Below are 12,600 nucleotides of genomic sequence, written 5' to 3'. Positions count from 1 at the left end.
GAAAAAGCTACAATAAACTCAGATTCATTTTGGCTGAGATAAAAAATGGCATTTTACAGTTCCGGGGTTGAGTACGGCATCCATAGCCTGATGTGTATGGTCGATAGCAAAGGCGACGCGCGGGATATGAGCGTGCGGGAAATTGCCGAACTACAAAGCGTGCCGTATGACTATCTGGCAAAAATCTTCACCCGTCTGTCGAAAGCAGGTCTGGTGCGCAGTATCGAGGGTAAGGGCGGCGGGTTCCAGTTGGCCAAACCCGCGGAAGACATCACCGTGCTGGATGTGGTCAATGCTATTGATGGCGATAAGCGTATTTTTGAATGTCGTGAAATTCGCCAGCGGTTGGCGGTATTTGAGGAGCATCCGCCCCAGTGGGCTTGTGAAGGCATTTGTGGTGTGCGTTCGGTAATGGACATGGCACAGCAGCGCATGGAAGAAGCGCTCGGCCAGCATACGATTCTGGACTTGGCGCGCAAAATGTATCGCAAAGCGCCAGATACCTTCGTGGTGGAAGTACAGGAGTGGATTGATGCTCGCAAAGGATAGCGAGTTAAAATGCCCGATAGCGCAAGGCGATCGGGCATATTGAATGTAGGCCGGATAAGGTAATAGCCGCCATCCGGCACTGAAGGTTATTGCTCGGTGCTCGGTGTATTAATCATGCGGTTCAGCCATGGCACCATAATCGCCATTACAACCGTTACCGCCAGGGTCACCAGGCCTATCTTACTGAACACGTTAGTATAAATAGGCAGCGTCTGGAGTGGGTCGGTAATGTTTTCCGGTACTGCGGTAAACGTTGCGACATAACCCCCCATCAGGAAGGCTGCTGCCTGCGTCAGGAACCACATCCCAAGAATAAAGCCCATCAGGTGTTGTGGCACCAGCGCGGCGACCATAGCCAGCCCCAGGGCGCTAATCAGCAGTTCACCCAGGCTCTGGAACAGATACACCAGCACGATAAACCACGGCGACGTCAGCCCCTGAGCATCGGCAAACCACATCCCGGCTGCGGCGGCAGTCAGGAAGCCTAGTGAGCACAGGAACATGCCAAGCGTAAACTTCATCGGCATGGTCAGGTCTTTGCCTTTGTTTCCCAGACGGGTATAGATAGCGGCCAGCACCGGACTCGCCAGTACCACCCAGAACGGGTTCAGCGCCTGGAAGCTTACCGGGTTGATGGCGAAACCAAGAATTTCATGGTGCACGTTATTGATAGCAAAGAAGTTCAGCGAAGTTGGCATCTGCGCGTACAGCACGTAGAACACCACCGCTTCCAGCATCAGGATAAAGGCCACGAACATCTTGTTGCGCCCGGTTTTATCCAGTTTGAATGCCTGGCGGAAGAAGATGATAGTTACGGCAATCGACAGGACGATCAGCACCAGGTTGGCAACCTGTACATTGTGCATCAGCCAGGCGCAGATAAAGACCATCACAACCGTACCGGCCAGCACATAGAGCAGGTTACGGAAATTCAGCGGCTTATGGTCCGGCTCTGAACCGATATTCTTCACCATGCCACGACAGGCAAAGTAGACCAGTAGTGCAACGATAAGCCCGGCTCCGCACAGGTTGTAGGTCACTGCGTAGCCAAACTTATCGGCAATCACCGGTGCCAGCGACAACGACAGCAGTGAACCGATGTTAATCGACATATAAAACAGGGTGAAAGCACCGTCCAGACGGGCGTCTTTCGGTGGATAGCATTTTGACAGCAGGCTTGCCGGGTTGGCTTTAAACAGCCCGTTACCGACGGCAATGGTACCCAAAGCAATAAAAATCAGGTCGGGCTTAAGCAGTGACATCCCGGTCATGAAGTAGCCGATCGCCAGCACAATGGCGCCGAGTACCAGCGTGCGTTTGGTCCCTAAGAGATGGTCGCCGACGTAGCCGCCGATGGATATCAGGCCGTAGACCAGCGCGGCAAATGCACCAAAGGTGACAAATGCCTGTTCCTGCGAAAAACCGAGCTGCTTAACAAAAAATACCGCCAGGATGCCCTGAACGCCGTAATAGCCAAATCGTTCCCATAATTCCACAAAGAAGATCATGAAGAACGGACGAGGTTGCTGCAGCAAGCCCGTAGGTGCAGTAGTATTCATATTCCTTCGCCTTTCAAAGCCATCCCGAAAAGTATGAACGCGTATGCTTAAACGCGCCGAAAAAGTCTTATTTTGTTATAGACTGCGGCGATTAGCCGTAAGGGTAGATTATTATAGAGATAGTTTTCGATCCAATTAGTTGATCACACTAATTATGATTTATTTGTTGGATTGATGTACTAATTGTGTCTGAATGATAAAAACAAAAACGCCCGCGCAGGCGGGCGTTTACAGGCTTAACGACTTGCAGCGCGCCGGGTTATCTCCCGACGGCCAGCGTTTTATGCTTCTTCGTCGTCACGCAGCGGAACAATCAACATGTCGACGTGAACAGTGTTGATCAGTTGACGCGCGGAGGACATCAGTTTGCTCCAGAAATCCTGGTGATGACCACAAACGACCAGATCCATGTCGTATTTTTTGATGGCATCAACCAGAACCTGACCCAGGTCGCCGCTACCGCTCAGGGTTTCGGTGATAGGGTAGCCTGCGTTGGTGGACAGCTCGGTTAACGCGTGGTGGGTTTCTTCAGAAATGCGTTTCTGCATGTCGCCCAGATTCACGTCGATTAGCCCGGTGTACAGGTCGGAATAGTTTACGTCAACGTGGATAAGGGAGACTTTCGCATTGTAAGGCCGTGCCATAGAGACCGCTTTTTCAACCAGAACTTTGCTTTCTGGAGAAAGATCAACCGCGATAAGAATGTGTTTATAAGCCATAGTGTTACTCCTTCCATAAGTTGTCGATGACTAGCCTGCTGGCGTTCATTTGCCGCCGCGTCATCCGCGTCCTGCGAACTTTATGCGCGGGGCTAGCCCAGTCGTAAAAACGTACCTTTTAAGGACTATCCTTACATTATAGCGACCGGGATAATCCGTCAATCCGCCTTGCTTGCCAAGTAGTTAAACAAATTTTTTAGTTAATTGCATTGATAGTGATTAACCTTCTGGCAAAAAAATTAACTAATCTCCTACACTATTTAGAGAGGCGCTCGGATGCGTGACACTAACACGAGCGGTTTCGGTTGTACTCTTCACTGAATGGTTTGGCAGGGTATCGGGGAGCGGTAGTCCCGGAAAGGCGTTCCGTGGGCGGGTCGCCGGGGAGGAGATATGATAAGCACCATTGCGTTATTCTGGGCTTTATGTGTCGTTTGCATTGTTAATATGGCGCGTTATTTTTCTTCGCTACGCGCACTGTTAGTGGTACTTCGTGGTTGCGATCCATTACTTTACCAGTATGTCGATGGGGGCGGCTTTTTTACCTCGCATGGGCAACCTAACAAGCAGATGCGTCTGGTGTGGTATATCTACGCTCAGCGTTACCGTGATCATCATGACGATGAGTTTATTCGCCGCTGTGAGCGGGTTCGCGGTCAGTTCATCCTTACCAGCGCGTTATGTGGGCTGGTGTTAATCAGTATGGTCGCGCTGATTATCTGGCACTGATTTCTACGACAGATATAAAAAAAGCGGGTCAGTTTCCTGACCCGCTTTTTTACTGTGTATGCATTTAGATTAGCTTCAGGGAGAGCCAGTACAGCACCCCGGAAAGGATAATCGCTGCTGGCAGGGTGAAGACCCAGGCCATCAGAATGCTGGTTACCGTTTTACGCTGCAAACCGCCACCGTCAACAACCATCGTCCCTGCAACAGAAGAGGAGAGAACGTGAGTGGTGGAAACAGGCATACCGGTGTAACTGGCGAGACCGATAGAGACTGCGGCAGTCATCTGTGCCGACATCCCCTGAGCATAGGTCATGCCTTTCTTACCGATTTTCTCACCAATAGTGGTCGCCACGCGACGCCAGCCAATCATCGTACCGCAGCCCAGAGCCAGAGCAACAGCCATGATAATCCAGACGGGTGCGTACTCAATGGTGCTCAGCATGTCGGTTTTCAGTTTCTTCAGCAGTCGCTGATCGTCGCTGCTTACGCCAGGCAGTTTCACGACTTTATCGGTGGTATCAGAGATGCACAGCATAATGCGACGCAGCTGGCTACGCTGCTCAACGCTTAACTTGTCGTAGGTTTCCAGGTTCGCCAGCATACCTTTTGCACGCTCAAGCGCGTTGATGGTATTTGCCGGGTGACAATGGAACTCTGCCGGTGTTGTTGTCGCCGTTTCCGTCGGAGACGGAACCAACTGATCAACGCCGGTCGCCTGTTTGAGCAGATCAGGACGCTGCTGGAAGTAGGTTTCGACGTTATTGATAGCATCACGGGTACGCGTAATTTCGTAACCAGAAGCATTCATATTCACCACGAAGCCTGCAGGCGCTACGCCAATCAGTACCAGCATTACCAGACCAATACCTTTCTGCCCATCGTTAGCGCCATGAGAAAACGCCACACCGATAGCGGAGAGGATCAGCGCGATACGCGTCCAGAACGGCGGCTTTTTCTTACCGTCTTTCTTTTCACGCTCTGCTGGTGTCAGGTGAATACGTGCCCGCTTCTTGGTGCCGTTCCAGTAACGACGCAGCAAGAAGATCAGACCGCCAGCGAACACCAGACCGACAATAGGGGAAATGATCAGCGAACCGAAAATATTGAGCACTTTCGGGATGTTAAGTGCATCCACCACTGAAGTCCCGTTCATCAACGCATTGGTTAAACCAATACCAATGATCGCGCCAATCAGCGTGTGGGAGCTGGATGCAGGCAGACCAAAGTACCAGGTACCGAGGTTCCAGATAATTGCCGCCAGTAGCATGGAGAACACCATGGCGAGGCCATGTGAAGAACCCATGTTGAGCAGCAGATCCGTTGGTAGCATATGCACGATGGCATAAGCTACGCTGAGACCACCCAGCAAAACACCAAAGAAGTTGAACAACGCAGCCATGACCACCGCCAATTGCGAACGCATTGCACGGGTATAGATCACGGTTGCGACAGCATTGGCTGTATCGTGGAAGCCGTTAATTGCTTCGTAGAACAGCACAAAAGCCAGAGCAAGCAATAATAAAAGCCCGGTATGTAAATCCAGGCCAGCAAACAAATGTAGCATAGGACGTTACGCCATTTTGAGGACATGAACGCGGCGCATTATCAGTGACTTTGGCGGCGCGGGCAAAGTGAAATATAGAGTTTTTTTGATTTGTCTCCTGCTTTGTTTTACACCACTAAAGAATTATCCTATAGAATTCAGGTAAATACCTATTATTGATAGTTTGGTGCTGGTGCGACCACTGAGGAATCTTTACAATTCACGCCCGCTTTTTAGAGAGGATCGCAACGTGGAAAGGTTTGATACCGTTATTATAGGCGCTGGCGCAGCGGGTATGTTCTGTGCCGCGCAGGCAGGGCAAGCAGGCAGTCAAGTACTGCTGATTGATAATGGTAAAAAGCCTGGACGTAAGATCCTCATGTCCGGCGGAGGGCGCTGTAACTTTACCAATCTTTATGTGGAACCGGCTGCATATTTGAGTCAAAACCCGCATTTTTGCAAATCGGCGCTGGCTCGCTATACGCAGTGGGACTTTATCGATTTGGTGGGTAAACACGGCATTGCCTGGCATGAAAAAACGCTCGGCCAGCTGTTCTGCGATGATTCGGCCCAACAAATCGTCGATATGCTGGTGGCTGAATGCGAAAAAGGTAACGTTACGATGCGTTTACGTAGCGAAGTCCTGAGCGTCGCACAGGATGATGATGGCTTCATTCTGGAACTGAACGGGATGACGGTCGGTGCGAAGAAATTGGTTATTGCCTCCGGTGGGCTTTCCATGCCGGGTCTGGGAGCAACGCCGTTTGGTTATAAAATTGCCGAACAGTTTGGTCTGAAGGTTCTGCCGACCCGTGCCGGTTTGGTGCCTTTCACGCTGCATAAGCCACTGTTGGAGCAGCTTCAGGTACTCTCAGGCGTGTCTGTTCCTTCCGTTATCACCGCTGAAGACGGCACCGTATTTCGTGAAAACCTGCTCTTTACGCACCGTGGGCTTTCAGGCCCGGCCGTTTTGCAAATTTCCAGTTTTTGGCAGCCCGGCGAATTTGTCAGCATTAATTTGTTGCCGGATGTTGACCTTGCGAGCTTCCTCGATGAACAACGAAGCGCACATCCAAATCAGAGCTTAAAGAACACGTTAGCGATGCAGTTGCCGAAACGTCTGGTGGAATGCCTGCAGCAATTAGGGCAAATCCCGGATGTGACGCTGAAACAACTTAACGTGCGCGATCAGCAATTGCTGGTCGAAACGCTGACCGAATGGCGGGTGCAGCCGAACGGTACCGAAGGGTATCGCACAGCGGAAGTCACGCTGGGAGGCGTGGATACCAACGAACTGTCTTCGCGCACGATGGAAGCCCGCAAAGTGCCAGGGCTGTACTTTATTGGTGAAGTGATGGATGTCACCGGCTGGTTGGGTGGGTATAACTTCCAGTGGGCGTGGTCGAGCGCCTGGGCATGTGCACAGGATTTGGTGTCTGAATAAGTGAAAGACTCTGTCTGCACATAATAAGAAAAAATATCATAGTGATGTGTGATACATGAACTGACTCTGACGTGCGTTTCTTAACTCCAGGAATGATATGATAAATCAGTTAAAAATCGCACAGATAAGAGAACGGGAGACACATGGTTATTCCTGAGGTAAAACAGGAGCGGCTCTATCAAAAGATAGCCAATCTCATCATTAAGCTCATCAATGATGGTATTTTTCCGCCGGGAAGCTTCTTACCACCCGAACGTGAGCTGGCGAAGCAACTCGGTGTAAGTCGCGCATCGCTCAGAGAAGCACTGATTGTGCTGGAGATTTCCGGATGGATCACCATCCAGTCAGGTAATGGTGTGATTGTTGCTGATAAAAAGCATTCCACCAGTGATTATACGATTGAAGAAATCCTCTATTCGCGTGAGTTGGTCGACAGCCATTGTGCGCGTCTTGCTGCTCAGGCCGGGAAAGAAGATCTAATTAGCCAGCTTGAAGCACTGCATCTCAGCATGGAAAAGGCCATTAGCGAAAACAATGTGCATGGTTTTTATTCCCTCGATAAGCAATTCCATCTAACAGTATCAGAAGCCAGCCAGAACCGCGTACTGCTTGATATGTCGCGAATGCTGTGGGAACAGCGCGTTAACATCCCGTATGCCGGACTGGACAAACGTTCCGGCAATCGGGATGTATTAACCAGCATGAATACACAGCATAAAGCGATTGTGGATGCGATCCGCCAGGCTGATGCTGACGGTGCTTACCAAAAATCGCTGGAACATCTGGCCTATGTCAGACAGATCGTGGGTCTTTAATAACACCACGCTATTGGCTCAGAGCGGCTACCGCTGCACGTGCGCCTACGCTGTGCAATTGCTGACAGGCAGCGGTTACGCGTTCGATAAAGTCTGTGTTCTCGCAAAGGTCTCGCCCAAAGATAGTGTCAATTGCTAACAGCGCCCGGACACGTTCTTCTATTGATGGATACTGTTGATAAATAGCCTGATACTGTGCTGACAGCGGATCTATCACCTCAATCGGATGACCTTGTTCATCCACACCGCTGATGTAGCGCATCCAACCGGCGACTCCCAACATCAGATGGCGGGCATCTTCGCCTTTTTTCAGATGGAGTCGAATGGGGTCCAGCAAGCGTTGTGGTAGTTTCTGGCTGCCATCCATCGCAATTTGCCAGGTTCGGTGCTTCAGTGATGGATTAGTAAAGCGCGCAATCAGCAGCTCTGCATAAGCCGCAAGGTCTGTTCCTTCCGGCATCGACAGTGTCGGCGCTTGTTCATTGAGCATCAAAGCACGCGCAGCGTTGCGATACGCCGGGTTGGTCATCGTATCGGCAATTGTTTCATAACCGCCCAGATAACCAAGGTAGGCCAGGAAAGAGTGGCTGCCGTTGAGCATGCGTAACTTCATCATCTCAAATGGCACCACATCTGCTACAAACTGTACGCCCACGCGATCCCAGTCCGGGCGTCCATTGACAAAGTTATCTTCAATCACCCACTGACGGAACGGCTCACAGGCAATGGCACAGGGATCATCTACCCCCAGCTGTTCTGCGATTTGCGCTAACGTCTCTTCTGTCGCTGCCGGAACGATGCGGTCTACCATCGTGCATGGGAACGTTGCCTGTTCGGCAATCCACTCAGCCAACTGCGGATCGCGCTCGGCGGCTAAACCCAGGACAGCGGTTTTTGCGACGTGGCCATTTTCTCGTACGTTATCGCAGGACAGCACAGTAAAAGCCTTCAATCCCTGCTGACGGCGTAGCGCGAGGGCTTCGACGATATAACCCATTGCTGATTTGGGGGACAGTGGGTGAGCAATGTCGTGCTGGATAAACGGATGATTCAGATCCAGCTCGCCGCTGGCGGCATCTGTGCAATATCCTTTTTCGGTGATGGTCAGCGAAACGATGGCCGTTTCGGGACGTGCCATTGCGTGGATAATGGCTTCACAGCCGTCAAATTCAGGATGCAGCGCTTCTTTCATCGCGCCAATGATTTTAAGCTCTGTCGTTTGTGCTCCGCGCTCGGCAACGGTGTACAGCAGATCCTGCGCCTTCAGGTTTTGAATCAGTGTGGCATCGTTTCCGGGCATCAGGTTGACCTCACAGATACCCCAGTCGCTGTCACTGCTTTCCAGCAAATGATGTGTATAGAGCGCCTGATGAGCGCGGTGAAAAGCGCCGCAACCAAGATGTACGATGCGCGAAACGAGGCGTGAACGATCCCAGCGTGGTCGTGGGGTGGAAATCTGGGCGGTGGCGAGATTCTTGTCCATGACAAACTCCTGTCATTGATGATCTTCTTTGATAATGCGCTATCAAAGACCGGTCCTGACTGAAAGTGAAAAACCGCATGGCAGGGATACCATGCGGCAATGTGGTTACTGATTGAAGAAGGCGCGTTGGATAGCCAGTTCAACGCCGCGTACTTCAGCCAGGCCCTTAAGGCGACCAATAGCGGAATACCCTGGGTTGGTTTTCTTTTTCAGATCATCAAGCATTTGATGACCATGGTCTGGTCGCATGGGGATAAGTGAGGCGTTGCCTTCAGCTTTACGTCGCTGTTCTTCTTCGACTATCGCTTTCACTACGCTGTACATATCGACATCCCCGGAGAGATGTGCCGCCTCATGGAAGGTTTTGGGATTCTCTTCACGTTGTGTGGAACGCAGGTGCGTAAAGTAAATCCGTGGGCCGAACTGTTTGATCATATCAACCAGATCGTTGTCTGCGCGTACGCCGTAAGAGCCTGTACACATCGTAAAACCGTTGGCTGTGCTGTTTACGGTATCCACCATCCACTGCATATCTTCTACAGTAGAAACGATGCGCGGCAGGCCAAGAATTGGGCGCGGTGGATCGTCCGGATGAACCGCCATACGTACACCCACTTCTTCCGCTACCGGAATAATGGCTTTCAGGAACCAGGCGAAATTTTCCCGTAAGGCCGCTTTGTCGATATCTTTATAGGTTGCAAGGTGGCTACGGAATTGGTCCAGCGTATAGCCTTCCTCAGCACCTGGCAGACCTGCAATGATATTTCGCGTCAGCCGAGCTTTGTCCTCTTCGCTCATATTCACAAAACGCTGGTGCGCCTGTGCAATTTCCTCTGCGCTGTAGTCCGCTTCCGCACCGGGACGCTTGAGGATATGCAGTTCAAAGGCGGCAAACTCAATCTGGTCAAAGCGCAGAGCCTTTGAACCGTCGGGTAGCACATATTCCAGGTCGGTACGGGTCCAGTCCAGAACCGGCATGAAGTTGTAGCACACGGTAAAGATGCCGCATTGGGCGAGATTACGCAGCGTCTGCTGGTAATTCTTGATCCACAGATCGTACTGGCCCGTGTGGGTCTTGATGTCTTCATGGATCGGCACGCTTTCCACGACCGACCAGACCAGACCGGCTTTTTCCACGATCGCTTTGCGTTTGAGAATTTCTTCTACGGACCAGACTTCACCGTTTGGAATATGGTGCAGCGCAGTTACCACACCCGTTGCACCGGCTTGACGAACATCGGACAACGACACGGGATCATTCGGGCCATACCAACGCCAGGTTTGTTCCATCGCTTTATCTCCTGGAAAAATTAATGAAAGGTCACATTGATCTTCAGATAGCGTTCCGGGTATTGATCGAGTTCCTTCACGGCGTCAGGCACATCATCAATATTCACCACCTTGCTGACGACATCCGCAGGATTAATGTTCAGCGTAGACAGCATCTGTAACGCTTCTTCGAATTCGCCAGCACTGGTACGTGATCCGCGCAGATCCAACTCTTTAAACGTGATCAGGTTAGTGGGTAACGATGTCTCCTGTTTTGGCCAGCCGGTGAAAGCAATACGACCCGCAAACGAAGCAAGATCCAGCGTTTCGCGAATTGCACTGTTGGCACCAGATGCTTCGACGACAACCTGTGCCATCGTCCCCTGTGTGATATCTTTTATCGCCTCAACAACCTGGGTGTTCGACGGATTGATGACGTAAGGCACGCCCAGCGATTTTGCGTACTGAAGTCGTTCGTCCACGATATCGATCAGAATTGGCGTCGCACCGTAGCGCAATGCGCTCAATGCTGCCATCAGACCAATCGCACCGGCTCCAATAATGGCGATATGCTCCCCGGCCGTCAGTTTGGCGCGATGTAGCGCATGCAGTGCGATAGTCAGTGGTTCAGCCAACGGAGCCATCTCAGTGGCGACGTCATCCGGGATTTTGTGAATCAAATGCGCGGGGTGAGCTACCACCTCCTGCATCGCACCATCAATATGTACGCCAATTACCTTCAGGTTTTCACAGCAATTTGTTCTCCCCACTGAACAGGGGTAGCAATGGCCACAATAAATATAAGGATCAACAATAACGCGGTCACCTTCCTTAATATTTGCTGGCATGCCATTGCCTTGTTTAATAACAATACCAGTGACTTCATGTCCAATAATACGTGGATAGGTCACCAGGGGATTAGTGCCGCGAAATGCACCTATATCAGAGCCACATATTCCAGCAGCATCAACTTTTATTAATACTTCATTATCTTTCTTTTCTGGGTAATCAACCCAACGGGTTTCAATTTCACCAGGTTTATTGATGTAGACAGCTTTGACTTTCATTTGTTTTTAATCCTTTATTTTTGACAAATACGAATACCAGACAGCTGGAAACAATCGCAATAGCACCAGCCAGATAGAATGCGTAATCATATTTACCGCTGAACTGAACAATAAATCCGGTGACCAGAGGGCCAATGATTCCGGAGATATTTGCCAGCCCATGCATGGCGCCACCGACGCTACCCACTTTATCTTTGTGTACGACATCCTGAATAACTGCCCAATAAATAGGTCCAGTTAAATACAACAGGAATAACGAGACTGACATCAATCCAACGGCACTGCCGATAGTGGTAACTGTTCCAGAAACCGCCACACAGATTGCCGCTCCAGCCAGGCAAACACCGAGAATGAGACGGCGAGAAAGCAGGGCATTGCCCGTTACCCGATAGATAAAGTCAGAGCATACGCCACCCAATACCATGCCGATTGCACCAATCACCCAGGGGATCACCGTTGCAATGCTGATTTCTTTAATATCAAGGTGTAGCGAGTGGTTCAGATAGCTTGGGAACCAGGTCAGGAAGAAAAAGAGTATGTAGTTATAGCTAAAGAAGGCCAGCGTCGTTGCCCACACCATCGGCTGCTTCATGTAGTAGCCGAGAGAAGGCATCGCTTTACCGTCATCCGCTAAAATGATGTCATCATGGTTTTCAAAATCGACACGTTCTTCCGGGGCGAGGTGTTTACTTTTTGAGGGTTTATCACTGGCAATGAAATACCAAAGTAATACCCAGGCTAAACCAAACAGGAAAATAATACCGAATGCCGGACGCCAGCCTAATGAAAGAGCCAGCAGGCCAACTACCGGACCGGAAATTGCGCCACCCAACGGCGAGCCAGCGCTGAAAATACCGATGGCAGTGGCAGATTCTTTACGCGAAATCCAGTTATTGATAATTTTATTACCTGCAGCACTGACGGCCCTTCAGCCATGCCGAATAATACGCGGACAGCCAGCATAGTCCATAAGCCAGTAACCAGACTGGTCATCCCACAAAATACTGACCAGAGTAACGCGGCGACCAGAAATACTGTTTTGGGACCAAATCGGTCACTGGCCCAGCCACCGATAAAGTTAAACAGTGCATAACCAACAAAGAATGCGCTGAATATCATACCCATCTCAGCAGCATTGAATCCTAATTCCTTTTCGATGAGTGGAGCGGTGATCGACAATGCTGAACGATCCATATAGTTAAGCATGTAAACTATAAAAAGAAGAAAAACGATAAGCCATCCCATTGTTTTTCTTTTCATGATATATCCTCTTATTGTGGTCTAGCGGCCTGACCACAATATTTAAAACCTATTTTAAGATCACCATTCTTTTGATGCGAATGTGATCAACATAACGAAAAATTAGTGCTTTAAATAATCACGATCAAATGTGTGTTGGCATATCTTTATGAATTTTAAGGTT

Annotated in this window: 10 protein-coding genes and 1 pseudogene; 4 read left to right on the top strand and 7 right to left on the bottom strand. The window is 50.3% G+C overall.

What is annotated here, in order from left to right; genetic code table 11:
* Nucleotides 1–45 precede the first annotated feature (45 nt).
* Nucleotides 46–549, top strand: coding sequence for an Rrf2 family transcriptional regulator (locus JTI85_RS00110; RefSeq protein ID WP_048213629.1), 504 nt, complete (start codon nt 46–48; stop codon nt 547–549).
* Between the two features lie 86 nt (nt 550–635).
* Here JTI85_RS00110 and dtpB read toward each other — a convergent pair whose 3' ends face one another.
* Complete coding sequence (dtpB, locus tag JTI85_RS00105; RefSeq protein WP_048213628.1) at nt 636–2,108, bottom strand: dipeptide/tripeptide permease DtpB; 1,473 nt, start codon at nt 2,106–2,108, stop codon at nt 636–638.
* A 281-nt stretch (nt 2,109–2,389) separates the two neighbouring features.
* On the bottom strand, nt 2,390–2,827 hold the full coding sequence (gene uspA / locus JTI85_RS00100; RefSeq protein ID WP_003023368.1) for a universal stress protein UspA: 438 nt from the start codon (nt 2,825–2,827) through the stop codon (nt 2,390–2,392).
* Nucleotides 2,828–3,220: 393 nt separating this feature from the next.
* Between uspA and uspB the strand changes: the two genes are divergently transcribed.
* On the top strand, nt 3,221–3,556 hold the full coding sequence (uspB, locus tag JTI85_RS00095; RefSeq protein ID WP_003023371.1) for a universal stress protein UspB: 336 nt from the start codon (nt 3,221–3,223) through the stop codon (nt 3,554–3,556).
* 64 nt (nt 3,557–3,620) lie between these two features.
* Here the strand turns inward: uspB and pitA are convergent, their stop codons facing one another.
* Complete coding sequence (gene pitA, locus JTI85_RS00090; protein ID WP_048213627.1) at nt 3,621–5,120, bottom strand: inorganic phosphate transporter PitA; 1,500 nt, start codon at nt 5,118–5,120, stop codon at nt 3,621–3,623.
* A gap of 229 nt (nt 5,121–5,349) precedes the next feature.
* Here pitA and JTI85_RS00085 point away from each other — a divergent pair, with 229 nt between their 5' ends.
* Together JTI85_RS00085 and JTI85_RS00080 are read left to right on the top strand one after the other, a co-directional pair.
* Entirely contained in the window at nt 5,350–6,543 is a 1,194-nt protein-coding gene (locus tag JTI85_RS00085; RefSeq protein ID WP_061066770.1) for an NAD(P)/FAD-dependent oxidoreductase, read from the top strand.
* A 143-nt stretch (nt 6,544–6,686) separates the two neighbouring features.
* Nucleotides 6,687–7,358 carry a FadR/GntR family transcriptional regulator gene (locus JTI85_RS00080; RefSeq protein WP_048213623.1) on the top strand — a complete coding sequence of 224 codons (672 nt, stop codon included), beginning with the start codon at nt 6,687–6,689 and terminating at the stop codon, nt 7,356–7,358.
* A gap of 10 nt (nt 7,359–7,368) precedes the next feature.
* Here JTI85_RS00080 and JTI85_RS00075 read toward each other — a convergent pair whose 3' ends face one another.
* The 4 genes and pseudogenes from JTI85_RS00075 to JTI85_RS00060 all read right to left on the bottom strand — a co-directional run bounded on the left by JTI85_RS00075 (nt 7,369) and on the right by JTI85_RS00060 (nt 12,437).
* Nucleotides 7,369–8,841, bottom strand: coding sequence for a fructuronate reductase (locus JTI85_RS00075; protein ID WP_061066769.1), 1,473 nt, complete (start codon nt 8,839–8,841; stop codon nt 7,369–7,371).
* Between the two features lie 105 nt (nt 8,842–8,946).
* Nucleotides 8,947–10,131, bottom strand: coding sequence for a mannonate dehydratase (uxuA, locus tag JTI85_RS00070; protein ID WP_048213621.1), 1,185 nt, complete (start codon nt 10,129–10,131; stop codon nt 8,947–8,949).
* Between the two features lie 20 nt (nt 10,132–10,151).
* On the bottom strand, nt 10,152–11,177 hold the full coding sequence (locus JTI85_RS00065) for an alcohol dehydrogenase catalytic domain-containing protein (RefSeq protein ID WP_048213620.1): 1,026 nt from the start codon (nt 11,175–11,177) through the stop codon (nt 10,152–10,154).
* Nucleotides 11,149–12,437: pseudogene (locus JTI85_RS00060) on the bottom strand (MFS transporter). The gene JTI85_RS00065 and the pseudogene JTI85_RS00060 overlap by 29 nt, the downstream one beginning before the upstream one ends.
* Nucleotides 12,438–12,600: the final 163 nt, after the last annotated feature.

The sequence above is a fragment of the Citrobacter sp. Colony219 genome (genome assembly GCF_019382635.1).
Taxonomy (GTDB): Bacteria; Pseudomonadota; Gammaproteobacteria; order Enterobacterales; family Enterobacteriaceae; genus Citrobacter; species Citrobacter youngae.
The sequence above is the reverse complement of the archived record's forward strand: the minus strand, read 5'-3'. Positions and strand labels throughout refer to the sequence as shown.

Excerpts from the sequence above, each read along its gene's own strand:
- JTI85_RS00110 (WP_048213629.1), top strand. The coding sequence starts at position 46 with ATGGCATTTTACAGTTCCGGGGTTGAGTACGGCATCCATAGCCTGATG.
- dtpB (WP_048213628.1), bottom strand. The coding sequence starts at position 2,108 with ATGAATACTACTGCACCTACGGGCTTGCTGCAGCAACCTCGTCCGTTC.
- uspA (WP_003023368.1), bottom strand. The coding sequence starts at position 2,827 with ATGGCTTATAAACACATTCTTATCGCGGTTGATCTTTCTCCAGAAAGC.
- uspB (WP_003023371.1), top strand. The coding sequence starts at position 3,221 with ATGATAAGCACCATTGCGTTATTCTGGGCTTTATGTGTCGTTTGCATT.
- pitA (WP_048213627.1), bottom strand. The coding sequence starts at position 5,120 with ATGCTACATTTGTTTGCTGGCCTGGATTTACATACCGGGCTTTTATTA.
- JTI85_RS00080 (WP_048213623.1), top strand. The coding sequence starts at position 6,687 with ATGGTTATTCCTGAGGTAAAACAGGAGCGGCTCTATCAAAAGATAGCC.
- JTI85_RS00075 (WP_061066769.1), bottom strand. The coding sequence starts at position 8,841 with ATGGACAAGAATCTCGCCACCGCCCAGATTTCCACCCCACGACCACGC.
- uxuA (WP_048213621.1), bottom strand. The coding sequence starts at position 10,131 with ATGGAACAAACCTGGCGTTGGTATGGCCCGAATGATCCCGTGTCGTTG.
- JTI85_RS00065 (WP_048213620.1), bottom strand. The coding sequence starts at position 11,177 with ATGAAAGTCAAAGCTGTCTACATCAATAAACCTGGTGAAATTGAAACC.